The organism is Pontibacter aydingkolensis (genome assembly GCF_019443125.1).
Taxonomy (GTDB): domain Bacteria; phylum Bacteroidota; class Bacteroidia; order Cytophagales; family Hymenobacteraceae; genus Pontibacter; species Pontibacter aydingkolensis.
The window spans coordinates 182,014-207,604 of record NZ_JAHYXK010000001.1 but is presented as its reverse complement, the minus strand read 5'-3'; the positions used below and the strand labels follow the sequence as shown (position 1 = coordinate 207,604).

23 protein-coding genes are annotated in these 25,591 nt (G+C 46.4%); 10 read left to right on the top strand and 13 right to left on the bottom strand.

All coding sequences use genetic code 11. The features are described from left to right. Nucleotides 1–2: 2 nt before the first annotated feature. Together K0O23_RS00920 and K0O23_RS00915 are read left to right on the top strand one after the other, a co-directional pair. On the top strand, nt 3–854 hold the full coding sequence (locus K0O23_RS00920) for an SdiA-regulated/phytase-like domain-containing protein (RefSeq protein ID WP_219875499.1): 852 nt from the start codon (nt 3–5) through the stop codon (nt 852–854). Between the two features lie 102 nt (nt 855–956). Further along, nucleotides 957–1,832 carry an SDR family oxidoreductase gene (locus K0O23_RS00915; RefSeq protein WP_219875498.1) on the top strand — a complete coding sequence of 292 codons (876 nt, stop codon included), beginning with the start codon at nt 957–959 and terminating at the stop codon, nt 1,830–1,832. 106 nt (nt 1,833–1,938) lie between these two features. Here K0O23_RS00915 and K0O23_RS00910 read toward each other — a convergent pair whose 3' ends face one another. Further along, nucleotides 1,939–3,516: a hypothetical protein gene (locus K0O23_RS00910; RefSeq protein ID WP_246596858.1), complete on the bottom strand. Its 1,578-nt coding sequence runs from the start codon at nt 3,514–3,516 to the stop codon at nt 1,939–1,941. Between K0O23_RS00910 and K0O23_RS00905 the strand changes: the two genes are divergently transcribed. Then, the gene (locus tag K0O23_RS00905; RefSeq protein WP_219875497.1) at nt 3,515–3,811 is read left to right on the top strand and encodes a hypothetical protein; all 297 of its coding nucleotides are present in this window, start codon (nt 3,515–3,517) and stop codon (nt 3,809–3,811) included. The two genes, K0O23_RS00910 and K0O23_RS00905, sit on opposite strands and share 2 nt — an antisense overlap. Nucleotides 3,812–4,249: 438 nt before the next feature. Further along, entirely contained in the window at nt 4,250–4,441 is a 192-nt protein-coding gene (locus tag K0O23_RS00900) for a cold-shock protein (protein WP_219875496.1), read from the top strand. 82 nt (nt 4,442–4,523) lie between these two features. Here K0O23_RS00900 and K0O23_RS00895 read toward each other — a convergent pair whose 3' ends face one another. The 3 genes from K0O23_RS00895 to ricT form a co-directional block, all read right to left on the bottom strand. Continuing rightward, on the bottom strand, nt 4,524–5,438 hold the full coding sequence (locus tag K0O23_RS00895) for an endonuclease/exonuclease/phosphatase family protein (protein ID WP_246596857.1): 915 nt from the start codon (nt 5,436–5,438) through the stop codon (nt 4,524–4,526). Nucleotides 5,439–5,800: 362 nt separating this feature from the next. Continuing rightward, nucleotides 5,801–6,280: a gliding motility lipoprotein GldH gene (locus K0O23_RS00890; RefSeq protein ID WP_219875494.1), complete on the bottom strand. Its 480-nt coding sequence runs from the start codon at nt 6,278–6,280 to the stop codon at nt 5,801–5,803. Further along, nucleotides 6,273–7,706: a PSP1 domain-containing protein gene (gene ricT / locus K0O23_RS00885; protein WP_219875493.1), complete on the bottom strand. Its 1,434-nt coding sequence runs from the start codon at nt 7,704–7,706 to the stop codon at nt 6,273–6,275. Before ricT ends, K0O23_RS00890 begins: the two co-directional genes overlap by 8 nt. Before the next feature lie 353 nt (nt 7,707–8,059). Here ricT and K0O23_RS00880 point away from each other — a divergent pair, with 353 nt between their 5' ends. Further along, entirely contained in the window at nt 8,060–9,484 is a 1,425-nt protein-coding gene (locus K0O23_RS00880) for a lipopolysaccharide biosynthesis protein (protein WP_219875492.1), read from the top strand. Here the strand turns inward: K0O23_RS00880 and K0O23_RS00875 are convergent. Together K0O23_RS00875 and K0O23_RS00870 are read right to left on the bottom strand one after the other, a co-directional pair. Beyond that, complete coding sequence (locus K0O23_RS00875) at nt 9,471–10,751, bottom strand: glycosyltransferase (RefSeq protein WP_219875491.1); 1,281 nt, start codon at nt 10,749–10,751, stop codon at nt 9,471–9,473. The genes K0O23_RS00880 and K0O23_RS00875 overlap by 14 nt on opposite strands. Nucleotides 10,752–10,931: 180 nt before the next feature. Continuing rightward, entirely contained in the window at nt 10,932–12,089 is a 1,158-nt protein-coding gene (locus tag K0O23_RS00870; RefSeq protein ID WP_219875490.1) for a zinc-dependent alcohol dehydrogenase, read from the bottom strand. Nucleotides 12,090–12,267: 178 nt separating this feature from the next. Between K0O23_RS00870 and K0O23_RS00865 the strand changes: the two genes are divergently transcribed. After that, nucleotides 12,268–13,137: a GNAT family N-acetyltransferase gene (locus K0O23_RS00865; protein ID WP_219875489.1), complete on the top strand. Its 870-nt coding sequence runs from the start codon at nt 12,268–12,270 to the stop codon at nt 13,135–13,137. A gap of 65 nt (nt 13,138–13,202) precedes the next feature. Further along, nucleotides 13,203–13,532 carry a DMT family transporter gene (locus tag K0O23_RS00860; RefSeq protein ID WP_219875488.1) on the top strand — a complete coding sequence of 110 codons (330 nt, stop codon included), beginning with the start codon at nt 13,203–13,205 and terminating at the stop codon, nt 13,530–13,532. A gap of 6 nt (nt 13,533–13,538) precedes the next feature. Here K0O23_RS00860 and K0O23_RS00855 read toward each other — a convergent pair whose 3' ends face one another. The 5 genes from K0O23_RS00855 to rsfS form a co-directional block, all read right to left on the bottom strand. After that, complete coding sequence (locus tag K0O23_RS00855; RefSeq protein WP_246596856.1) at nt 13,539–14,360, bottom strand: hypothetical protein; 822 nt, start codon at nt 14,358–14,360, stop codon at nt 13,539–13,541. Beyond that, a complete protein-coding gene (locus K0O23_RS00850) occupies nt 14,350–15,120 on the bottom strand; it encodes a UDP-2,3-diacylglucosamine diphosphatase (protein WP_219875487.1) in 771 nt (256 codons plus the stop codon). Before K0O23_RS00850 ends, K0O23_RS00855 begins: the two co-directional genes overlap by 11 nt. Beyond that, nucleotides 15,104–15,757, bottom strand: coding sequence for a LutC/YkgG family protein (locus K0O23_RS00845; RefSeq protein ID WP_219875486.1), 654 nt, complete (start codon nt 15,755–15,757; stop codon nt 15,104–15,106). Before K0O23_RS00845 ends, K0O23_RS00850 begins: the two co-directional genes overlap by 17 nt. A gap of 8 nt (nt 15,758–15,765) precedes the next feature. Next, nucleotides 15,766–17,889: an ATP-dependent zinc metalloprotease FtsH gene (gene ftsH / locus K0O23_RS00840; RefSeq protein WP_219875485.1), complete on the bottom strand. Its 2,124-nt coding sequence runs from the start codon at nt 17,887–17,889 to the stop codon at nt 15,766–15,768. A 61-nt stretch (nt 17,890–17,950) separates the two neighbouring features. Next, nucleotides 17,951–18,325, bottom strand: coding sequence for a ribosome silencing factor (gene rsfS, locus K0O23_RS00835; protein WP_219875484.1), 375 nt, complete (start codon nt 18,323–18,325; stop codon nt 17,951–17,953). A gap of 50 nt (nt 18,326–18,375) precedes the next feature. Here rsfS and K0O23_RS00830 point away from each other — a divergent pair, with 50 nt between their 5' ends. Continuing rightward, nucleotides 18,376–19,125, top strand: coding sequence for a biotin--[acetyl-CoA-carboxylase] ligase (locus tag K0O23_RS00830; RefSeq protein ID WP_219875483.1), 750 nt, complete (start codon nt 18,376–18,378; stop codon nt 19,123–19,125). Here K0O23_RS00830 and K0O23_RS00825 read toward each other — a convergent pair. Both K0O23_RS00825 and K0O23_RS00820 read right to left on the bottom strand, forming a co-directional pair. Continuing rightward, nucleotides 19,118–19,702, bottom strand: coding sequence for a YceI family protein (locus K0O23_RS00825; protein WP_219875482.1), 585 nt, complete (start codon nt 19,700–19,702; stop codon nt 19,118–19,120). The genes K0O23_RS00830 and K0O23_RS00825 overlap by 8 nt on opposite strands. Before the next feature lie 115 nt (nt 19,703–19,817). After that, nucleotides 19,818–21,332, bottom strand: a complete 1,515-nt coding sequence (locus tag K0O23_RS00820) for a T9SS type A sorting domain-containing protein (RefSeq protein ID WP_219875481.1) — start codon at nt 21,330–21,332, stop codon at nt 19,818–19,820. Nucleotides 21,333–21,821: 489 nt separating this feature from the next. Between K0O23_RS00820 and K0O23_RS00815 the strand changes: the two genes are divergently transcribed. After that, nucleotides 21,822–22,436, top strand: coding sequence for a T9SS type A sorting domain-containing protein (locus K0O23_RS00815; RefSeq protein WP_219875480.1), 615 nt, complete (start codon nt 21,822–21,824; stop codon nt 22,434–22,436). A gap of 124 nt (nt 22,437–22,560) precedes the next feature. Then, nucleotides 22,561–25,515, top strand: coding sequence for a glycosyltransferase family 117 protein (locus tag K0O23_RS00810; protein ID WP_219875479.1), 2,955 nt, complete (start codon nt 22,561–22,563; stop codon nt 25,513–25,515). Nucleotides 25,516–25,591 lie beyond the last annotated feature (76 nt).

The following is a 25,591-nucleotide window of genomic DNA, read 5'->3' as shown; positions in this document are numbered from 1 at the left end:
GGATGCTTATTAAACTCTTTACCCTATATATTTACCTGCAAACCAGCCTTTGCGGATGCGCTTCAGACCGCAGAAATGGTGGTTTCGAGAAGCCTCCTTTTAAGTATAAACTGGAACGGGTAAGCAAAATGGACCAGCGCGTGCTCGAAAGTTCCGGCCTTGCCCATGCCCCGGACAGTACCCTCTGGACCCACCCCGACGGAGAAAATCCTGCCATACTTTACAACATAAATAAGCAGGGAGAACTGCTGGATACCATACCGCTGCCGCAGCTGCCAAACCTTGACTGGGAAGACCTGGCCGAAGACAAGGAACATCTCTACATTGGTGACTTCGGAAACAATGCCAACAACCGCCAGGACCTGCGCATTTATAAAGTAAGCCGGCAATATTATACTTTAGCAGGTGTTATTGAGTTTAAGCTGGCTGATCAGGTACAGTTCCCACCCACAGAAGATAACCTACACTTCGACCTGGAAGCTTTTTTTTACCATCAGGATTCGCTCTATCTCTTTACCAAAAGCCGGGGCAAGCACAAAAAGCTAAAGATGTATTCGTTGCCTGCCACACCTGGTAAGTATACCGCTAAGCTGCAGGAGCAGCTGCCGCTAAATGCCATGGTAACTGCCGCCGACCTTTCTCCAACCGGGAACCAATTTGCCGTACTTGGGTATGGTAAATTATACCTGTTTGAAGTGCAAAACGATAGTATAAACCTAAGTGGCAAACACTACTGCATACCCCTTAGCCGTACTGGGCAGGCAGAGGCTATACTTTATACTTCGCCACACGAACTGCTGATAACAAATGAAGCCGGAAAGTTGTTTAAGATTAAGCTAAAACCACGTCGGTAAAAGGTGCAATTTTATGTCTTTTTAGCCTCAATGGCCTGTAATTTATCATCGTGAAGGGCTTAAAAACCGTACTTAAAATATACATCTAAACAAAGTAGAACTATGCATTTAACGATATTGGTAACGGGTGCAACTGGCACCGTGGGTTGTGAGGTAGTTAAGCAGCTGTCGATGATAGATGGCGATTTAAGAGTGCGTGCCGGCGTACATTCCATCATTAAAGGCGAGAACCTGAAACGGCTGCCTGGCGTCGAGATTGTGGAAATGGATTTTGAAGATCAGGAGTCTCTACACGCAGCTTTCACACATGTGGATAAACTGTTTCTGGTTACGCCCATGGCTAAAGACCAGGTGCAAATGGCCAAAACACTGGTAGACGAAGCGAAAAAGGCAGGTGTAAAGCACATCGTGAAACTTTCTGTCATGGGTGCAGATGCTGAGCCGGGGTTACAACTGGGGCGCTGGCACCGCGAAACAGAAAAATACATAGAAGACAGCGGCATTGCCTATACTTTTCTCAGGCCAGCCTCTTTTATGCAGAATTTTGTAAACTACTGTGGCGATACTATTAAGCAAGAAGGCAAAATATACATGCCGACAGGAGACGGTAAAGTGGGTTACATAGATGCCCGTGATATTGCTGCAGTAGGGGTAGAGGCTCTGACCGGCGAAGGCCATGAAGGAAAAGTTTACGAACTAACCGGCCCTGATGCTATTTCTCACGGCGAGGCAGCCCGTATTTTGAGCGAAGTTACCGGAAAACAGGTTGAGTATGTGGATGTATCTGGTGATGCTGCCAGAAAGTCGATGAATGAGCAAGGTACCCCTGATTGGATGGCAGATGCCATGATGGAGTTATATGATGCACACAAAGCAGGATACTCGGAGGAAGTGCTTGATTCGGTAAAGGCAATTACAGACAGAAAGCCACACTCATTCAGACAATTTGCCCAGGATTATAAAGAATGCTTTAAGTAAAGAAAGTATACATTAGTAGAACAGCAAAGTATAGTATAATCATACAAAAAACGCCACTCCAAAAATCTGGAGTGGCGTTTTTTGTATGATCTATATTGATCTTAAATTAGTCTCTGTCAAGGTTGCGGTAACGATCGCTTCTGCGGCTTTCGTAACGGTCTCTGTCATGCTCAGATCCTGATCCTGATCCCGAACTTGAACCATAGTCACCACCACCATAGCCTCTGTAGTTTTCGCGTGAGCTGGAGCCACGGTTATCACTGTAATATGACGTGCCGCTATCCATAGAGCCATAACGGCTTTGGTCGCCACCACGGCCACCCTGGCCGTATCCGCCAGAGCTATGTCCGCTTCCGGTACCCTGACCATAACCGCCTCTGTCGCTGGAACTGCCAGATCCTGAACCGTGGCCATAGCCACCGCTCATACCGCGGCTGTAGTTGCTATCGCCGTATCCGCCTCTGTCTCTGTCAGAGCTGTAGCCTCCTGATCTGCTGGATCCGCCATAGCCGCCCTGGCCATAATCACTGCCCTGAGAGCCATATCTTCCCGAACGGTATTCGTCGTTGTAAGAACCGCCTCTTGAGCCGTAACCGCCCTGGCTGCCATAACCGCCCTGCATAGAGCTCTGAGAATCCCAGCCTCTTTGCGAACCGCGCTCATCTCTGTCGTACTCGCTCATGCCTCTTGATGAGCCATAGCCCATAGAACCATAACGGTCTCTGTCGCCGTAGCTGCTCTGGGTGCCTGGTCTGGATGAGCCGCCTTGCTGGCTGCTGCCATAACCTGACTGAGAGCCATAGCTGCCCTGGCCGTATCCGCCGCCCTGGCTGGAGCTTCCTCCACGCTGGCCATAGTCACCTTGTCCGTAATTTTGCTGATAGCCTCCCTGAGATCCCTGGCTTCCGCTTCTAGGAGAACCGTAAGACCCTCCTTGTCCGTAGCTGCTGCCAGACATACCCTGCGAAGAAGAACCATATCCACCCTGGCCATGCCCACCACCAGACGAACCTTGCTGAGAAGAGCCTCCATAGCCGCCTTGGTTACCAAAGCTTTGAGAAGATGAGCCATATCCACCGCCCTGCGACGAATGAACACCGCCACTCTGCTGAGATCGCTGGCTGCCATAATTGCCTTGCTGGTTATAACGGCCCATGCCGCCCTGGTCATTCATTACGCCGTAGCCTCCCTGGAAATCTCCTTCACGGTCCTGGTAGCCACCTTGCATTCCGCCGCGGCTGCCATACATGTCGTTAGAATAATCGCTCTGAGAACGCATACGGTTGCCTTCCATTCCGCCCTGGTTGCCATAGTTATAACCACCTGATGAGCCGTATCCGGACTGTGAGCCTGAGCCACTCTGGCCATATCCGCCAGACGAGCCCTGCGATGAGCCGTAGCCACCACTGCTCACGCCCTGAGATGAGCCATATCCACCCTGGCCCTGGCTGCCATAACCGCCTTGCTGCGAAGAACCATAGTCGCCCTGGTAACCATAGCCGCTCTGGCCACCATAATTACCGTGCTGCGAACCATAGCCGTAGCCACCCTGGCTGCCATAACCACCCTGGTCGCCGGAGTTTTGGCCACCGTAATTGCCCTGGCCCTGGTTAGATCCCTGAAAATCCTGCTGAGAGCCGCTGCTCATAGAGCCATAGCTACCAGAGTCTGAGCCCTCGCCCATGCCACTAACCTTTTGTGAGGAAGAAGATGAGCCAGAAGATTTCCCTGAAGTAGAGCCTGAGCCTGATGATTTACCAGATGTTGATCCGGAAGATTTGCCACTTGCAGACTTAGACGTACTTGCCTTAGTGGTAGATGATTTTGACGTAGAGCCTGACGCTTTACCGCTTTTTGAAGTTGAGCTGCTGCCAGCGCCTGAGGATGAAGCTAGGCCGCTGCTGCTGCCTGATGATGTATTAGATGATGAAGATGACGACGGGGTACTCGACGATCCGCCCGACATATTTGATGATTGATTCGAGCTTTGGTTTTTCTCAGTGTCTTTCATAGTTCTGATCTCCTTGTTTATTGTTAAAAATTAAGTTTGTTGCATGCCCCACACATGTAAGCCACAGGGACGGCAGATGTGGATTCTGTTATGGACAGCACCTGCTCCAAATAGTTGGTAGTGATGCCTTTTTTTAATGTAACAGAACGTTTTAGCTATACGAACCCCACGGTAGTTGGTTATTTCAATATCGAAGTATAAGGGTAGAGGAGTAAGGTGATATTAGGAAAGAGCCAGGGTGAGATTGCAGCAGGTTTTACTTACTTGAAAGTAAGGCTTAAAATGGCTGCGGTTTAACTTATACTTATGTAAGTAGCTGATGGTGTACTTTTTAATATTTTTTTAAGGGTACTAGTAATTTTGAAAGTAATATGTACCTTTGCTTTATTAATAAATTTATTTCGTAATGAAGACAGGTAAAGTAAAATTCTTTAACGTATCAAAAGGTTTCGGTTTCATAGTAGCCGACGACACAAACCAGGAAATTTTCGTGCATCAGACAGGTCTGATCCATGAGATCCGCGAAAACGACCATGTGTCTTATGAAGTTAAGGATGGCAAAAAAGGATTGAATGCAATCAACGTAGAGAAAATCTAAGTTGTAACCATATTTTGCCGCAAGGCATCATTCATCTATTTTAACCCGCTCAGTTGCTGAGCGGGTTTTTTTCTGCCTGATGTTAGTGCTTCTGGCCGCCATTCTCCTGTTTTTCGTGGTTTAGTTCTTCGCCTTTCTCCAGTCCCTCTTCTATCAACTCTTCAGCCTCTTCTTTGTCTTCGTGATCTGCTTTTGGCGGTTTCTGCTCGTCCTCGGTTAAGGGTTCATAGTTTAAGCTGATGGCCATCGGGAAATGATCCGAGCCAAACTTGTTTAATCTTCTTAAGCTAAGCAGCCTGAATTCCGGATCATAGAAAACGTGATCAAGGGGGTACCGGAAAAGTGGAATAAGTGCATTGTAGGTGTTGTAAAACCCACGGCCCACGCGCGGGTCCAGCATGCGGCTTATCTTCTTAAACAGCTTTGTGGTGCTGGACCAGGCTACATCGTTCAGGTCGCCGGCAACCACACTCGGATACTTTGTGGACTTGGCCTGTTTGGCTACAATAAGAAGCTCTGCCTCGCGGGTTTCGGTGTTTTGCATCAGGCGTGGCGGTTGTGGGTGTACTGTAAATAAGTCAAACTTTTTGCCGCTTGGCATTTCTACCACTGTATAAAAAGAAGGTATATCATCCTCCACTAAAAATCTTATCTCGCTATCGTGCAGCTTAAATTTGCTCCAGAATAACATGCCATAGGTATTATCCAGCGGCTTTTTAATAGAGTAAGGAAAACGCGCATCAAACTCCTTACGCACACTCTCATGCCATGCTTCGTCGGGCTCGTTCATAATGAGCATGTCCGGGTTCTCTTTCAGTACCAGTTCTTTAAATTTCTGATGTTCCTTGTTCACCATCCGCACGTTGGCGATCATCAGTGTAAAGGCATTTGCCGGATGCTTCTGCTCGCTTCGCAATGCCTCTACCCGCGCAACAGGCGTAAACCAGAAGATATACCTGATCTCATTTATGATGGCAACTAACCAAATTGCAAGCATGGTTTTTTCGGAAGTGTCGCCGAGGCCATACATAGCTACATAAGTTATAAGTATAGCGGACAGAATAATTGCAACGTGCAAACGCGGAAAGTCCAGAACCCTTATCCACCAAAGGGGTGATTTTATGAAAGGAAGAAAAGAGAAAAGGGTAAATATAAAACCTAATATTATAAGAGTGGATTTCATGCTGCTTATGGTGCTTGTATAGTATGCGTGCTAATGAGATACTTATGAAGTATGAGTTTTGTTGCTGATAACTTTACAGTGTACCTGTTATTATAAGCTACGTAAAACGGGCATAAAAGCAAAAAGCCCTGTGCACTTTTATGCACGGGGCTTTGCTCTATAAAGTTATGAGAATTTTACTCAGCTTTACTCTCAGCAACCCGGATACCAACAGCCATAATATGAGGCAACGGATCGCGGCGCATATACTGTGTTAACTTCAGGCTATACTTACCTGCTTTTCCGAACTTAATGTTATCCAGCGCCAGGGCCTGCAAGTCGAACGTGTCGCTGGAGCCTTTGCCAATGGGTTTGCCTGTTTTAGCATCCATCAGCAATATTTCATGCAATTTGGAAGATAGCTCTGTGCTGTCCGAGCCTACCAGTTGGTGGCGCAGGTACAGGTTATAGTAATCGTACTCCAAGTTATAGCGTACGTTAAAGTATACATCATAAGCCTTGGTAGTATCCTGTATCTCGAACTCAAAAACAGGAGCATTGTCTATCTGCCAGTTACCATCGGGCAGCGTTACGTTCTGCTCGTATACACGGGCAGGGTCGCAGCTGCTTAGTAAAAGCAGAAGAGATACTGCCCACAACACTAGGATTTTATGCATCGGTGCGCGGCGGTTTAGATTCCTGATCTGGTTTCTTGCCTTTAAACGGCTTTCTACGCTTCTTAGGCTTTTGGTCCGGGCTTCGTTCCTGTCCGGCAGCAGGTGCAGCGGCACCTGGCTGGCCATCTGGCCTTGGAGTACGCGGAGGTCTGTTTCCGCGACGTTCCCTTTGCTCTCTGCCTTCGCGCTGCTCACCTCTTGGCTCTCTAGGTTCGCGTTGCTCCCTAACTTCTCCTGATGCCTTGCCTTCGCGAGGTGGACGGTTTTCCCGGTCCTTATTTTTGTTTTTGAAAGGCTTTTGCTTGCGCGGTCTTTGGTCCTGCTCACTTTTTTCGCCACGTTCGGGCTGCTCCTGCTTTCTCTCAGGTCTTTCTTTTTGTTGTTTAGGATCCTCAGTTGCAGCCTGATCAGCTGGTGCGCCTGGCTTTTTCTTTTTCTTCTTTTTCTTCTTTTTGCTCTTGAACTTATCATCCAGGCGTTCCAGGCTGCCTTCTACCTGCGCTACAAACTCGTTCTGCTTCGGCTGCTCTTCTTCTTTTACCAGTACGAGGGCCTCTACGGCAACGCCTTTGGCATTAAGTTCCTGTATCTCCTGCACACGCTCTACCGGTACTGCATACCAGTTGTTGTCACCTTTGTAGCCGAACCACATCATGCGTTTAAAGATATCCGTTTTCTGAAGTATGGCGTCGCCCTGCTGTGTCTGCAGTGGGCGGTTTACGGTTGGGATATCCTTTAACGCATTCATATAGGTTTCGAGCTCATAGTTAAGGCAGCATTTAAGTCTGCCGCACTGGCCCGAAAGCTTGCTTGGGTTAAGCGAAAGGTTCTGGTAACGCGCAGCTGTGGTAGAAACGCTCTTGAAATCAGTTAGCCAGGTAGAGCAGCAAAGCTCACGACCGCACGAGCCGATACCTCCCAAACGGCCGGCCTCGTGGCGCAGGCTTATCTGTCGCATCTCGATACGCACTTTAAACTCCTCGGCGAGTTTCCTGATCAGATCACGGAAATCCACACGGTCGTCGGCGGAGTAGTAGAAAGTTGCCTTGCTCTTGTCGGCCTGGTACTCTACATCCGAGAGCTTCATTTTAAGCCCCAGTTGCTGGATTATCTCGCGGCTACGGTACATGGTGGTTCCTTCAAGGTCTCGCACCTCGTTAAACTTCTCCATGTCCTTTTCATTGGCGATGCGGTAGATGCTGCGAATCTCTTCATTGTTGTCTACCTTCTTCTTCATCATCTGCAGGCGCACTAATTCGCCTTTTAACGATACAAAGCCAATGTGATGGCCGTTTGGCACATCTACTACCACGGCGTCGCCGGTTGTTAACTCCAGCCTGTTGTTATTGCGATAGAAGTCTTTACGACCTCCTTTAAATCTTATCTCAACAATGTCGAACTCCTCAAACGAAACGGGTAATTCCATATCGCTGAGCCAGTCGAAAACGTTTAAACGATTGCAGCCACCCGTGCTACAGCCGCCGTTGCTTTTGCAGCCACCTGGTTTGGTGCCGCATCCGCCACTAGAACATGAACTACATCCCACTTTATATATCTCCTTATAATAGCCAGGCTATTCTTGTTTTCTGATTCTGTTAATTAACAAATATACTAAAATTTTAGGCTTTTGCTTTTGCTTCTCTTAAAAGTGCAATGCATGCCAACCGCAGGCAGGTAAATTTGGGCCAGACTGGCCTTCTTAATTCCGGCCGGGTCTGTAAAATACGAAAATTATGCAGTATTGGAGAAAGGCTTGGAATTAAAGTATAATTTTAAGCGATGCTTCGGAAGTTACTGTCACATGCGGCAATTTATGGGCTGGCGGCACAAGTGCCCCGGATGGCTGGTATTTTTGCACTACCCATTATCACACCCTACCTTACCACGCTGGACTATGGCGTTGCCGGTGTGATTACAGCCTACACGGTAGCACTGAACACTATTTTTTCTTTGGGGCTTTCGGTGGTTATGGTAAACAGCTACTCCAAGCACCCGTCGCGTTATAAATGGGTATGGCGGCAACTGCATGGCTTTTTATCTGTTTGGGCCATACTTTACGGGTTTATACTTGGCGCGGTGCTGTGGTGGGGCATACCTGCCGAGGCAGCTGCAGACAAGTGGGAGTTGCTTGCCTTAAATGTGTTGCCGGTGGTACTGTTCGGTGTAACGGAGTATCAGGCCATGTTTTTGTTCCAGATTTCTCAGCGGCCGTTGCCGGTTGCGGTGCGTTCTTTTGTGGTTGGCGTTACCACAGTTGCGCTTAATATTTATACAATAGCCTACCTGAAAATGGGGTATATGGGTTGGTTTTACGCCAATGCCGCCGGTATGCTTGTTGGGTTTATACTTTATAGTTATCCCTTATACTTTGTAGAAAAGATGTGGCCGATCTTTAACTATAAATGGAAGCGCATTAAAACCTCCCTAAAATTATCGCTTCCTGTTATTCCGCACCATTTCTCTTTTTTCCTGCTCGATACATCTGACCGGTTGGTACTGGACCTGCTGAAAGTGCCCGTGCCCCGCATTGGTTTGTACAACATTGCCTCCAGCTTTGGTTTATACTTTATGGCAGCCTCTAACTCAGTGGTGCAGGCAGCCGCGCCGTTTTACCTTCAATTCTATTCAAAGTCGCGCGAAGACTTACATGCTGCCAGGCAGGCCCGAAGTATGACATTTGCCTTGCAGATATTTTTTCTGGGTGCAACCTTTATACTTTGCCTGTGGCTGAGGGAGCTTTTTATACTTTTGATCAGGAACGAAGAACTACAGCAGGCCTACCCGCTGGCTATTATCATAATGATGGGCTATAGCTACCGGCCTATGTACCTGGGTGCTGTAAACCTGCTTACCTACCGGGAGCATACCAAGGTGCTCTGGAAAGTATCCACAGTGGCTGGTGCGGGCAATGTAGTTTTAAACCTGATCTTTATTCCACTTTATGGTATAGAGGCTGCAGCCATTACAACTTTTATAGCCTTAATGTATATGGGATACTCCGGTTATGCTTTGAAGGAGTACAAACAGGTGGCTGAGGTTAATTACTACCCATGGGTGTGGCTATCGGTAAATATTGTCGCGTTGGTGGTGGTGTATGTGTTAAAAGATATTGGACTGGGGTATAAAGTTATACTTAGTGCTGTAACAGGGGTTTGTGCCGGAGTCGGGTATTTATACTTAGGCAGACAATTTAGCCTGAAATAGCAGCGGATCTTTGCAGCTGGTCTTTATTTAGCAACCCATAATAAAGTGACATCAGCCTTTGGTGCAGCACCTGGTTGTCGAAGTTCTGTTTTACATAAGCGCGGCCAACTTTTCCCATTTCTTCTCCGATGTGCGGGTGTGCAAGCAGATAGTCTATTTTTCCGGAGATGGCTTGTACATCTTTCTGGGGCACTACAAACCCTGATTTGCCAGACAGCATACCCTCAGGGATACCTCCGGCATCTGTAACTACTAAAGGTAGCCCCATACTTTGCGCTTCCTGCACCACCAATCCCTGGGCTTCTACCTCGCCATTATCGTCCTGAACTCCAGCTAAGACGAATATAGCTGCTTTGTTGTAATATTCCAGAACCTGCTCCTGGGTGGCGGCTCCGTGCAGAAATACATGCTCTGTCAGGTTACGTTCTTTGATCAGTTGCTCTAACACCTGGCGCTGTTCGCCCTCGCCAAGTATGTGATACTGCAGGTTGGGGTAAGCCGGCAGTAAGTTTGCTACAGCCTGAATGCTATACTTTAGTCCTTTAAACTCGGTAAGGCGGGCAACTGTAAGCATAACTGGCGCTGCTGTTTTACTTCTGGAGTCAGGAGTGAATTTTATACTTTCAAAGCCTTCTGGCAGATACTTTATGCAGGATTCCGGAATGCCCAGCTTAATCGCTTTCTGCTTGATGTAAAGCGAGTTTACAGTGTAAAGTTTGCACACTTTTACCAGGTCTTTGTACAGGCCTTTTCTAGAGGCATGGCTTTGCCAGGAGAGAAATTCCTGGTGGTTTACATCATACCCGTGAAAAGAGGTAATCAACTCGCCCTGTAGCAAACCAAGTTCCCTGAAATTAAGCGCTTTTATGGCATTCGGGCCGAAATGACAGTGCACAATATCAAACTGCTTGTCATTTAAAAAGGGGATGGTGTCGTAAAAAAAATCGAGGCTAAGGGCATACTTGCCATACTTTATAAAATTTAAGGTAGGAAGCAGGTATTTCGCACTACGGTAATTTGCTAAAAATAACCCTAAGGCTTTGGCAGCTCTCCTGAACTTACTTTTGGGGATATAAGGGCGATAAACTGTTTTGGAAAGCATGTCATGCTTTTCGATAACGGCGTGCCGGGTCCAATTTTGTGGCTGGCCAATAGAAAATATGGTAACATCGTGGCCTTCAGTAAAAAGCGGAGCCAGCTGGTTTAGCAAATAAGTTTCTGATAGTGCCGGGAAATAACTGATCGAGTAGGCAATTTTGAGCTTCATGTGCATCTAAAGTAGCAAATAGATTACGGATGCGCAATTGGCAAGTCAATAGAGTAATATTAGCGCATTGTTTGTGGCCTGACTGAGGTATTAGTTTATACTTTGTTTTTACCGACACACTACTACTAAATAGAAAAGGGAGACACAATTGGCTCCCTTTTCACGCTGAGAAAATCAGAACTAAGGTTTAAGCACAACCTTTACACAGTTGTCTTCTTTCTTTTTGAATATCTCGTAGCCGTGTGCAGCCTGCTCTAGTGGCAAGGTGTGCGTAATAATGTCGTCTAACACTACTTTTCCTTCCTGCACCAGGTTTAGCAGGTGGTCTATATAAGTTTGCACCGGTGCCTGTGTTCCCATCAACGTTACGCCTTTATCAAACCAGCGATAGATTGGGAAATTGTCGAAGGCTGAGCCATATACGCCCACTACACTTACAATGCCTGTTCTTTTTACGGCTCTTAGGCAGGTTTCCAGTACCTTTGGTGTGCCTTTCTCAACGTTAAACACGGCTTTGGCTTTGTCCAGGAAACTACGGTCTGCTTCCATGCCCACGGCATCTATACAAACATCGGCTCCGCGGCCCTCGGTCATGCTTCGGATCAGTTCTACTACCTGGTCCTGGTTTTGCCAAAGTATAGTTTCAGAGTTAGCGGCTTTTTTTGCCATATCCAGGCGGTACTGCTGCACATCAATGTTAACTACCCTGCCTGCCCCCATCAACCAGGCCGATTTTGCAGCCATAATACCTACAGGGCCAGCGCCAAAAATGGCTACTGTTTCGCCTCCTTTAATTCTGCCCCAGTCGGCGGCTGCCCAACCTGTCGGGAAAATATCTGTCAGGAAAAGCACTTGCTCGTCGGTAAGGTTATCAGGCACTTTGCGCGGACCGTAATCTGCATAGGGTACTCTGACATATTCTGCCTGGCCGCCGTTATAGCCACCGTACAGATCGGTGTAGCCAAACAGAGCTGCTCCTTTTTCAGTCATAAAGCCACCGTCGGGGCCATAGTTTTTATTTGAGTTTTCGCATTGGGTGGGCCATTGGTGGTTGCAGAAATAGCAGGTGCCGCAGGCTATCGGAAAAGGTACCACCACACGATCGCCTACCTTCAGGTTATTTACGCCGGGGCCAATTTCCTCTACAATGCCCATAAACTCGTGCCCGAGTACCATGTTGCGCATTTGGGGCACAAAGCCGTCTAATATGTGCAGGTCTGAGCCACAAATGGCTGTGGAAGTAACACGAATAACGGCATCACGGCTTTCCTCTATCCGGGGATCGTCCACAGTCTCTACGCGTACATCGTTGATTTTGTGAAAAACAAGTGCTTTCATAGTATAAATAGTTTTGAAATAGTTGCATAGCCAATGCTTGGCTTATTGAATAAAAGTAATAACGTTGTAGTATAGAAGTAGTTGTGAAACTGAATGGACAATGGCTGGAAAGCAGTGCACCCGGCGAGCAATGATTTATACTTTAACCATAGAATAAAAAGGCTCTACATCTTACAAAATGACAGATTTTAGCTTCTCTTTTTTAACAGCCAAAGAAATGCCCGTGCTGCACCAGACTTTTCTGAAGGCTTTTGCAGATTATCTGGTGCCGATACAATTAGACGAAACTCAATTTAAAGCCAAGGTACAGCGTGAAGGCATAGAGCCAAGCTTTTGTGTGGCTGCTTTTAACGGAGGCCAGATGGTAGGATTTATACTTACAGGCTTGGGAGAATGGCTGGGAAAACCTACTGCCTACAATGCCGGCACAGGCGTTTTACCAGCATATCGAGGGCACAGGCTTACGCAGCAACTCTATACTTTTCTGGTTCCTAAACTGCGTGAAAGCGGCGTGGAGTGTTGTTTGCTAGAGGTAATACAGGAGAACATACCTGCTTTAAAGAGCTACCAAAGTATAGGCATGCAGACTACACGCTCACTGGATTGCTTTCGGGTAAAAAAGGAAGAGTTGCTTTTGCAAGCAGAAGCCCCACAGAATATTACGATTGCCAAAGCCTCTAAACCAGACTGGGATTTATACCAGAGCTTCTGGGACATTGCACCAACCTGGCAAAATGCTGTACAATCTATAAAGCGAAGTATAAATGAGAACACTATACTGGAGGCTCGTGACGAGGACAAACGTTTAACTGGCTATATTATAGTTTACCCGAAAAACGGGGCAATAGCACAACTGGCTGTAGCAAAAAATAGCCGTAACACTGGCATAGCAACAGCGCTGCTACGCGTGGCGGTAAAACTTACGGATGCTCCAGCACTTATGTGCATCAACATCGATACTGCAGGCACACATGTTATCTCCTACTTACAGAAACGTTATTTTAAGCGGATACTGGGGCAGTATGAGATGCTGATGACATTGGTTTAAAGTATACTTATTTACACCGGCCTAAGGAATATGTACCTTTGTCATGAAAAAATAAAGAAGATAGTATGAATACAGCGTGGTTTTACCTGGTACTGGCAGGCATATGCGAAATTGGCTGGGCTTTTGGGCTAAAGTATAGCGAAGGCTTTACGAAGTTGGGTGTAAGTATAATCACCGTTATCGTTATGATCCTGAGCTTTGTGCTGTTGGCCCAGGCCATGAAATACTTGCCGCTTGGCACCGCCTATGCTATTTGGACAGGGATTGGAGCCGCTGGCACGGCCATACTTGGCATTGTTTTCCTGAACGAACCCCGCGATGCGATCCGTATTTTCTGTATCCTGATGATTATTGCCGGAGTAATTGGCTTGAAGGTATTTTCGGAAACAAAGTAAGCGGCATTACCAATAGTAGAAATCCAGTTGCTTAGCCGAGAAAAGATATAGTTTACCTTTACTGGCTAAAGCTGTCACATAAGGCTTCGGTAACGGCAATGTCCGTTTTTCAGAAGTATAAAGGTCGATAAAATGCAGTGCTCCGTCCTGAACAAAGTATAGCTCGTTATCCAGAAAGTTGATATAAGCTACATCTGCAACTGGTATTTTCCGCTTATAGTTGCCCAGGTTATCAAAAACAAAAATGCCGTTGGTATCTACTAAGTACACCATATTCTGATACTCCCGCAGCTGCTTCACGTTAAAACGCTCTTTCTCCAGAATCAGGTTCAAAGGTGTTTCTATGGTTACTTTACGCAACTGCATGTCCAGCTTACTCAGTGTAAGGTTTGTTTCATCAAAAAGCCAGAAGTTATCATCAGCGGCAAGCGCAGCGGCTTTTGCAGTGCCGTTATAGTTAAAGTCAGGTAGCGTTGTATTACCTATAGGGCGTAAAAACCTGTCGAGTAAAAACAGCTCCTGCCTGTCTTCGTAAAAAAGCAGGATCTTCATGGGATTCCAGGCGTCTATGCTGGCAATGCGGCCACGGGTTGGCGGCGAAAAAGTACCCAGCGGCAGACCTAGCGAATCTACTCTTAAAAGGCTGCGATTAGGCGCCAGAAAGTATACATTACCGTTGCGGTCTTTAGAGATGGTGGTAGGAGAGAAGATGGCTATACTATGGCTATACTTTAATGTAGCAGTCTGCACCATATCCTGGGCAAAGGCTGAAGTGGCAGCTGTTAAGAGCGCCAGCAAAAGTATAGCTATGTAGTTTTTAGCCTTCAAAGGTCTTTAGTTCAAACTTGTCTCCGTCGTAAACACCATACGTGCAAAAATTGACCCATTCTCCCAGGTTCAGGTAGCGGCTCTTCTCATCAATAGGAATATCCAGCGGCAGGTGGCGGTGTCCGAATACATAAAAGTCGTGATGTTGCTTTACCTGCACCTCTTTGCAGTACTGCACCAGCCACTCATCTTCTCCTAAAAAGGCCTCGTCTTTTTTTACATTGCTAATGCGGCTTCTTCTGGACCACATGTTAGCCACGCCTATACCCAGGTTAGGATGAACGCGGGCAAACAGCCATTGGCAGGCTTTGTTGTTAAATACACGCTTGAGTATTTTATACGTATGGTCGCCGGGACCTAAGCCATCGCCGTGGCCAATGTAAAATGTATGGCCGTTTATACTTGTAGAGATCGGGTCACGAAGTACGGGTATGTTCAGTTCCTTCGGAAAGTAATCAAACATCCACATATCATGGTTCCCCGTGAAAAAGTATACCGGTATGCCTGCGTCGGTTATCTCGGCCAGTTTGCCTTGCAGCCTTATAAAGCCTTTGGGAATGGCATGTTTGTATTCGAACCAGAAATCGAAGATATCACCTAGCAAAAGTATGGCTGCTGCATCCTGTTTTGCCATGTCCAGCCATTTTACGATCTTTTTTTCGCGGGCAAGGCTGGTGGCGGCATCAGGTACTCCTAAATGGAAATCGGAGGCAAAGTATACTTTCTTACCTGCTTCTAACTTGTTAATGCGGAAGGTCATCAATCAGGAAAAGTACTAGCTGTTTAGGTCCGTGCGCGCCCATTACCAAAGTTTTCTCAATATCAGCTGTCCGGCTCGGCCCGCTTACCATTGATACCATTGAGGGGAAGTTCTCTTTATACTTATCGCGGATACGCTGCAAACCGTCTTTAATATCAGGCACCAGTTGGCTGGCTTTTGCAACTACCATGTGTGTAGGCGGATAAATGCTCAGGCGGCGGCCTCCGGCATTGGCAGAACTTACCAATACACTTCCAGTACGGGTAATCAAAGATTCGCAGGTGGTCAAGCTTGCCTCTGCGTCGCGCACAAAATTATCCTGGTCTGAATAGAACTCGATACCGGCATGGTGCAAAGCGTTTTGCAGGTTAGACTCCCACACATATAAGTGCTGCAGGTTTTGCTCTTTTTTATAGATAAAAAGCTGGTCAAAAAAGGCTTCCTCGTTATCGCAGTAAATAAACACACCGGCATTCTTTATAAAGTTCTCGGCAAAAACCACCGAAAGGTCTTCTAATGCAATAGGCGGGTGTAGCGGCGAGGTAAAGTCCGGGGTAGGAGGTAGAAAAGGCGCCGACTTAGCCAGCGCCTCTCTTACTCTTCTTAAAACTATTTCTTTTGATTTTGCTTCGTACATGCTTGTTACTAAGCTGTTCTGGAGTTGATGTTGTCACTTTCGGCTGGTGTGCCCTGGTCTTCTAGTGGCGTACCTGGTACACTACCTTCTTCCTGCTCCGGATGTTCGGTTTGGCCAAGCTCTACTGGGTGGGTATTCTCCACTTCGCTCTTCGTCTGGCTTCTGTCGGTACCTGCTGTATGCGCCTGGTATGTTGTAAGGGCCTCAAACGGACGCTTGCCAACTAAACGCTCCAGGTCACTCTGGAATAGAATCTCTTTCTCCAACAGTTCCTTGGCAACAATTTCCAGGGCATCTATCTTATCTCTCAACAGGGCTTTTGTACGCTCGTAAGCAGCACTGATAATCTGGCGAACTTCTTCGTCAATTGTTTCGGCAGTAGCTTCAGAGTATGGCTTGTTAAAGGCCATGTCAGTCTGCTTAGAGTCGTAGAACGAAACGTTACCTATCTTAGAGTTCATACCATACATAGTTACTATGCTGTAAGCCATTTTAGTGATACGCTCCAAGTCGCTTAACGCGCCTGTAGATATCTTTCCGAAAACAATGTCTTCAGCGGCACGTCCGCCAAGGGCCATGCACATTTCGTCTATCAGCTGCTCAGTAGTATAAAGGAACTGCTCTTTTGGCAGGTACTGTGCATAACCCAACGCGGCAACACCACGCGGTACGATACTCACCTTCACCAACGGATCGGCATGCTCCAGGAACCAGCCTGCAATAGCGTGGCCGGCCTCGTGGTAAGCCACAATTTTCTTTTCTTCCGGAGAGATGATCTTATTCTTTTTCTCCAGACCACCTATTACACGGTCAACGGCATCGTTAAAGTCCTGCATTTCTACAGCCTTCTTGTTGCGTCTTGCCGCGATCAGAGCTGCCTCGTTACACACGTTGGCAATCTCGGCACCGGCAAAACCTGGTGTCTGCGCTGCCAGCTTCTTAGCATCCACATCAGGGGCCAGGGTAAGCGGCTTCAGGTGCACTGCAAATATCTCGGTACGGCCGTTAATGTCCGGCTTGTCTATACTTACCTGGCGGTCGAAACGGCCAGGGCGCAGTAAAGCTGAGTCAAGTGTATCAGGGCGGTTAGTGGCTGCAAGTATAATTACACCTGAGTCGGTTGCAAAACCATCCATCTCCACAAGCAGGGAGTTCAGTGTATTCTCACGTTCATCGTTACCGCCTGGCGTTGCACCGCGGCTACGGTGGCGGCCAATCGCATCAATCTCATCTATAAAGATAATACAAGGTGCCTTGGCCTTTGCCTGCTTAAACAGGTCGCGTACACGCGCTGCACCTACACCCACGAACATCTCCACAAAGTCGGAGCCTGAAAGTGAGAAGAAAGGCACATCGGCCTCGCCTGCCACGGCTTTTGCAAGCAACGTTTTACCGGTACCCGGAGGGCCTACCAGCAAAGCACCTTTTGGTATCTTACCACCAAGTATGGTAAACTTGCTTGGGTTCTTCAGGAATTCCACGATCTCCTGTACTTCTTCTTTTGCTTCTTCAAGGCCGGCTACGTCCTTAAACGTGATCTTAACCTTGTTCTCTGCATCAAAAAGAGCAGCTTTAGATTTGCCGATGTTGAAGATCTGGCCACCTGCGCCACCGGATGTTACGCGGCGCATCAGGAACCAGAATCCAAATACCAGCAGTATCAGGAAGCCCCATTGCAGGAAGAAATCGGCAAAACCGGTACGGTCTACCAGGTTATAGCCTACATGCTGGTCTTTAGGTAAGTTAGCCTGCAACTTGTCCAGGTCTTCTTTAAAAGACTCTGCAGAGATAACCTGGAAATGATAATGCGGACCCTGTTCCATGCTAAGCATGCCACGGTCTGTCAGGTCTTGCTTATACTTTTCATTTTGTAAAGCCTCATCTTTCAGGATAACCTCGACTGTTTTGCCGTTCACGATGTTCAGTTTCTTTACATCACCGCTAAGCAGCATTTCTTCAAACTCCTGTTGGGTGGTTTCCACAGAAGAGTTGCTCTTGTTAAGGTAAGTAAGTCCGAAAATCAGCAGGATCAAAACAGCCAGCATCCACAACTGCATAGTTGGGCGCGGGGGGGTGTTCGGAATGATCGGCTTCTTCTTTTTGTTATTGCCTTTTTTATTATTTTCTGCCATTGATGTTTAATTTCAGTTGTATGTAAACATTGGCCACAATCAAATGTTCAGGCCAAATGCGTTAGACAGCCTCTACGTGTTTTATGCTGGCATCGCCCCAAAGCTCTTCCAGGGCATAAAATTCGCGCTTGTCTTTCAGAAAGACGTGAGCTACCACATCTACGTAATCCAGCAGCACCCACTCTTTGTTGATGCGGCCTTCACTTTGCCACGGATTTTGTCTTATTGCTTTAAAAACCTCTTCTTCAATAGAAGTGGCGATGGCATCAAGCTGTGTGTCGGAGTTGGCTGATGCTATAACGAAGTAATCAGATACGGCATTCTTAAGTGATTTGAGGTTAATTATGACAATATCGGATGCTTTTTTCTCCTGCATTCCCTTCACGACTAGTTCTGCCAATATGTCTGAATTAGCCTCAACCTTGGTTTCTTTCATTTGCTATACTTAAATTTGATGTACAAAAGTATTAAATTCTGAGTTAAAGTATGTTGCCTAATACGCTGTTTATAGGCCAGCAGCTATATTTTCTGCCGGTATGCCCTTCTACTAACTCTGAGGCCCATCAGCTTCTTATCAAAAATGAAGCCACAGAGGGTTGCACGGTAGTTACGGCACACCAGACTGCGGGCCGTGGCCAGCGTGGCAATACCTGGGAGGCCGAAGCCGGGCAAAACATTACCTTATCAGTAGTATTAATGCCAAAATTTCTGGCTATCAAGCACCAGTTTTACCTTAACATGGCTGTATCGTTGGGCGTGCTGGACCTGCTCCGCGAACTGGGCCTGCAAAAGGCTCAGGTAAAGTGGCCAAACGATTTATACTTTGAAGATAAAAAACTTGGCGGGATTCTAATAGAAAACGCAATAAATAGCCTGACTTTACAACACAGTATTATCGGGATTGGTTTAAATGTGAACCAGCTTCAGTTTTGTTATACAACGGCCACATCCCTTGCTAATGTATTAGGTTATACTCTGAATCTGGAGCAAGTTACGAAAAGGCTGCTGGAACTGTTGGAAAAAAGATACCTGGAACTGCGAAATGGCAAAACAGCTAAGCTAAAGTATGAATACCTCCAGGTGCTTTACCGCTACCAGGAAACCCATACGTTTGAAGTACAGGACCAGTTAGTACAGGGCCAGATACTGGGCGTAGACGATGATGGCCGCCTTGCCGTGGAAATAGAGGCGGAGCTGCGGTATTTTGGCTTTAAGGAAATAACCTTCGTTATTTAAGGCCTTTTTTAGCAGGATATACTGTTGCTACCTGTGGAGTAACATTTTCAGGTATTAGCTGCAGGTGCAGGTTTACGTTAATATGCTCGGCCATAAACCCGCCGGTAAGCTTCGGCGATTCTATATGGTGGTCTTTTGTGCTCACAACGAACCCCGACTTAAGTATAAACTTGCCTCCCTCTTTTACAAGCGTGCCCTTTATACTTCTGCGTTTAGACACGCCATGGATAGACAGTATGCCATGTGCTGTAACTTCTTTGCTGTTCTGGCTAAAGCTTGTCACCTCGCCAATAAAAGTAGCTTTAGGGTGCCTGTCTGTCTTCATGTATTTGTTGTTGAAGCGTTCCTCCATCAGGGAGTTCGCAAACTGAAAAGACTTTACAGGTATCTCGAAGTATACTTTGCCTGTTACCTGATTTATACTTCCTGTTATCGCAGTAGAGGTGCCCTTGATCAAATCAAGGGGGGCTCCGGCTGAGAAGGTGACCTGGCCATTGCCGGTGTAAGAATTTTGCTGTCCTAAACTAACCTGCCAGCAAAGCAAATAGGTTAGTAGCAGCATGAAAAGCGGTTTCATAAAAGTGGCGTATGTATATTAATATGAACTGGTTATATCCCTTATTGTTTCGTTTCTTAAGAAGAATAAGCGGAAGTTTGATAGTGCACTCCCGCTTATTTAGTTAAGGGTGATTTTATCGGGGTATAATCAGTTTCTTTGTTTCTGTTTGTGAGCCATAGTGTAACTTAACAAGGTAAATCCCGCCCGGCAGCTTTAGCTCTGAAAGCGACAGGTCCATTTGTTGAGTGCCGCTGGCTACCTGTTGGTTATAAACTACATGTCCGTTTGTATCCATTATTTGCAGTGCAGTAGTGCTTTGGCTGGCTACGTTGTTTTTTAGTCCAACCGTAAAGTAGTTTCCGGTGGCAGGATTGGGGTAAACAGACAGGTTGTCAGTTGTTATGGACTGTGTCTGAGTAACTGCTATCAGGCTGCTATACTCAAAGGCGCCGCTATGGTCTGTTTGCTTCAGGCGGTAATAATGAGTGCCTTTCCCGGCGGTCGCATCGGTAAAAGTATAGCTTACCTTAACCGTAGAGTTACCTGCCCCTGCAACCGTTTCGATTTTATCGAATGACTTTCCGTCCTGGCTACGCTCCACTTCGAATCCGGCATTGTCTGTTTCTGATGCTGTGCTCCAATTAAGTTCTATGCCACTTTTTGTGGAAATGCCTTCAAACGAGATCAGTTCCACAGCTAGTGGATTAATAGGAGTGTCTTTGCAGGTCTGAGTGTTAAAGCCTGTGCTCACCACAGTGTTGCCGGCAAAAAGGGTAATCTGGAAAAAAGGATCTGTTTCATAAGCGGTAGTAGGTACTATGATGGCGAAAATGTCTGTCCTGCCATTGGCGTAGCCCTTTGTGTTCTGGCTGTTAAAGGTGATCAGGTTAGCATCCTGGTCTATTGTTGTGCTGTAGTTATACTTAGCTTTGTAGGCGCTGCCATTATTGCCTGATGAAACAGCGATAGGCGCTGATGTATTTGGTGTTTCGATCAGTAGTTGTGTTAAATCAGTTGCAGTATTGTTCTTCACCAGAAACCTGACAGTCGTATTGCCATCGGGGAAACTGATTGCATCTATAAAGCTGAAGGTGGCTTCTCCCAGGTCAAGTTCGCATCTTGTGTTAGGGTCCTGGCCGGGTGCAGGTACAGTGGCACAGGCATTCAGGTCAAACATTACCTGGCCTATTGTGCCGTTGCTGGTTTTTGTCTGCACGCGCATGCCTGTCGCTGCAAGGGTGTTATAATCTTCGTTGGTCAGGTAAAATTCAAAAAGGTCTTCCTGGCCGTTATTTATCGCAGCCGTGTTTTTGGCATTGAACTGTAGAGCGTTAAACTCGGTGTCAATCTGGTTCTGGCCTTGGTTGCTGGTCTTTCCGTTTCGTACAACGTAGTCGTTGTTTTGCTGCAATACATTTGCTGGCGTCGCAGCTTTAGACCCTTCAGGAAGCTCAAATGCGATGTAGTCAAGCTTGTTCCCGCATAGAATTTTGACGGTGTACATCAGCTTAACTGTTTCGTCATTAAACCGGGTGGCTCCTAGTAGCTTGTACTCGAAGCAGGCGTCGGTTTGTATGCATGTACCTTGTGCACGAAGGTTATGTAAGCTAAAAAGGATCAGGGCGAATAATAATATATGTCGTTTCATGTAAATTTCTCTCAATAAAGTAATCTAGATATTGTTTAATGTTTAGTTTAACGAGGTGTGTTTGTGCTAGTTGCATAAAACCTAGTGCATTTGGTAGAGTGCAATTAGATTCTTTACAAAGTATAATTGATATAAAGCCTTTGATTTTGTCTAATTGCTGTTTATCTAAATGGTGTAGTTGTTGAAGTTGGTGACTTAAATTGCACTTTTGCATGTGTTTGATTGGTTGTGTTGGGGAGGTTTTAGATTGTTAAAGTTATATTAACTTGATGCATTTGAAGTCGTAGGCAGGAAATTGTGCATATATCAGATGCAACTCTTTTGCCTAAACAGGCATCATTTTTGAGAATTGGTGAGATGGCGGGAGATAGCTATTTGTAACTTCCACTGGCCAAATATTTTAAAAATAATATTTAGAGTTCTGGCTTTTTAAACTATCTTTGGTTTAATGTCAGAGTAGACTATAAATCTAACCCGAGACGTACCCTTATGAAGAATTTTACTAAACTGTTTTTTATAACCACCCTAATCAGCTCACACCTGCTGGGTTTTGCAGCCAATGCAAACAACAGCCTGACAGCTGCTGACGGCGAATCGCCAACATACAAAGGTGGCACTACTACCTGGAAGTTAGTTCAGGATAAAGGCTCTCAGTTAAGCGTGTCGGCACAGAATGCGCGACCTGCTTTTGTGCGCAGCGAAGAAGAGCACGCCTGTTCCTCGTTATATGCTTCGGCTATTAGTAAGGAGTTTCATGTGGTGGAGAAGCGCAGTACAAAAACTATGTTTGCCAACGTAAGTCTTGCGTCGTTTGCTTCTGTTGCACCTGCGCGCAGTATTAAGCAGCTGCCTTCAATTAATGCATATCCAAATCCGTCCAGAGGTATAACAAGGCTCTCGCTTAACCTTCCTGGTGGGCATGAGAACTATAAGATCCGTATTTCTAACACTATCGGTAAGGTGCTGAGTGTACACGAGCTGGTGCCAGCTGAGAAAATGGAAGTGGAATTGAACATGACAAGCCTGCCGTCAGGAATTTATTTTTATAGCCTCCTGGTAAACGATAAAACAGTTGAAACTAAGCGCCTTGTGCTTCAGAAATAACTTAAATAAGGCTTCCCTTAATAAAAAAAGCCGGCCAGCAGGCCGGCTTTTTTTATTACTAACCCTTAAAATTGCATAGTCCCTTCGTTTTATTTATTATTTTCGGGGCTCAATCAAAAAAGCTATGACGGATTATCGTAAGATAAATAACCTCGTGGGGTGGGTCGTGTTTCTTATAGCGACCACTGTATATGTGCTAACGCTGGAGCCTACAGCCAGCTTCTGGGATGCAGGAGAGTTTATTGCCTGTTCGTATAAACTGCTGGTTCCACATCCTCCGGGAGCCCCGTTCTACCTGCTGGTAGGGCGCATGTTCTCTATGTTTGCCAGCGATGTCACCCAGGTTGCCTGGTGGGTAAACCTGCTTTCAGCGCTTTGTAGTTCTTTCACGGTGTTGTTCCTGTTCTGGACCATCACCATACTTGCCCGCAAGCTAATGGTAAAAGAGGGAGCAGAGCCTACACGTGGCAATGTGCTGCTGATTATGGGTAGCGGTGCGGTAGGTGCCCTGGCTTATACTTTCTCCGACTCGGCCTGGTTCTCGGCGGTAGAGGCCGAAGTATACGCCATGTCGTCTTTCTTTACGGCTATAGTTTTCTGGGCAATATTGCGCTGGGAGGCAAAAGTAGGGGAGGCACACTCTGATAAATGGCTTGTTCTGATTGCTTACCTGGTTGGTTTATCGATAGGTGCGCACCTTCTTAACCTGGTAACAATACCTGCCCTGGCATTTATTTATTACTTCAGGTTGTACAAGCCAACCCTTATAGGTGGTGTTGTTGCATTTGCGATCAGCGCTGTTATTGTAGTGGCTATACTTTGGGGAGTTATTCCAGGGTTGCCGTCTGTGGCAGGCTGGTTTGAGGTTTTCTTTGTAAATAGTCTTGGATTGCCATTTAGCTCAGGCCTGATTGTATTCCTTATTTTGCTTATCACTGCTATTGTGATCGGTTTACGCTACTCAATCAAGCACAATAACCGCATACTAAATACTGCGCTGCTTTGCTTTGTGTTTGTATTGATAGGCTATTCTTCTTACATGATCATCCCTATCCGATCATCTTACAACCCAACTATTGATGAGAACGACCCGGACGATATCCTGACATTTGTATCATACTTAAAACGTGAGCAGTACGGAGACAGACCTTTGCTTTACGGACCACAGTACAACGCACAGCCTGTAGACCAAAAGGAAAAAGGACCACGCTATGTAAAAGGCAAGGATAAATATATTGAAACCAAAGGCGGTGTAGAGCCTATTTACGACAGCAAAGACAAAACATTGCTGCCACGTATCTACAGCGATAACCCACAGCACCTGGATGAATACAGGAAATGGGTTGATCTGCGCGAAGGACAAGCACCTACATTTGGGCAAAACCTCAGCTTCCTGTTTAATTACCAGTTAGGGCATATGTACTGGCGTTATTTCCTGTGGAACTTTGCAGGCCGCGAGAGTGATGTGCAAAATGCCGGGGTACTGTGGTTTGGCAAAGCAGACCCGAACGCCCCGGAGCGCGTACTCGAAAGCGAAGCCCGTAATTGCTTTTACCTGCTACCATTGTTGATCGGTATACTTGGCCTTATTTACCAGGTACGCAAAGATGAGCGTAACGCGTTTGTAATTGGATTGCTGTTCTTCTTTACCGGTATTGCTATTGCTTTATACTTAAACCAGCCACCAGTAGAGCCGCGTGAGCGTGACTATACTTTTGCAGGCTCGTTCTATGCATTCAGTATCTGGATAGGCTTGGGTGTAATGGGGCTGGCAGAGCTGGTGCGCAAAGGCGTAAAAAATAACCAGGCCGCCGCCGGAATAGCTACAGTTATAGGTTTACTGGTGCCAGGCGTAATGGCTGCAGAAGGCTGGGACGACCATGACCGCTCTGATCGCTATCAGTCTGTGGATTCTGCCAAGAACCTGCTCGATTCCTGTGCCCCTAATGCCATACTTTTTACAAACGGCGATAACGATACGTTCCCGTTATGGTATGTACAGGAAGTGGAAGGATACAGAACAGATGTACGCGTGGCCGTTTTAAGCTACTTGAACACCGACTGGTATATTGATCAGATGAAACGCCGCGCTTACAAATCGGAGCCGTGGCCACTTACGCTGGAGAATGAGAATTACAGACAGGGCACAAACGATTACCTGCCTTATGTGGAGCGATCTCAGGTTGCTGCAGGTATAGATCTAAAACAGTACATCGATCTGGTTAAGCAAAATCACCCGGCCCTGCAAGTACAGTATGGCGCCGGCACTACGCTGCTAACCTTCCCAACCAAAAACTTCTCCTTATCTGTAGACAAAGCCAAGGTTAAGGCTATGGATATTGTGCCAGATGAGAAAAAAGCGGAAATAGTGGACCGTATGCAGTGGACAATCAACAAGTCTGTACTTGAGAAGAAACACCTGATCATTCTGGACCTGCTGGCTACTAACAACTGGGAACGCCCGATATACTTCTCTACTACTGTAAACAGTGCAGACTTTATTGGTTTGTCTGAGTACTTCCAGTTAGAGGGTCTTGCTAACCGTGTAATACCTGTTAGAACAACAGGCGAAGGCTCGCAGGGCTATGTGAACAAAGAGGTAATGTACGAGAACATGATGAAGAAATTCCAGTTCCGTAACTTCAGCAGGGAAGATATCTTCTACGACGAAAACTATTACCGCTTCTCAGCCAATGCCCGTGATAAGTTTGGGAAGCTGGCGGCTGCCTATTTGGAAGCTGGAGACGATGCCCGTGCGAAAGAGATCATGGATTACTGCTTTGAAGTAATGCCTGAGAAATCGGTGCCATACGATTACTACACACCGCAGTTTATTCCGTTGTACCATGCTATCGGGGAAGAGCAGAAAGCAAAAGAGATAATGGACTCGATGGTACAGAAGTCTACAAAAGCATTGGATTACTACTTTACCAAAGGTGCATTGTTTGACATGGAGATTCAGACAAATATGATCATTTTGCAGCAACTGGTAGGCATTGCTGAGGAATTGGGCATGGATGACCGTGCACAGCAACTACAGCAACAGTTTATGCAGTACTTGCAGCGTATGCGTCGTTAAACAAAATACTGTCAGAAGCAGTAAAGAAAGCCGGGTTACTTAACTAAAGTAACCCGGCTTTCTTGTTTGGGCTTAA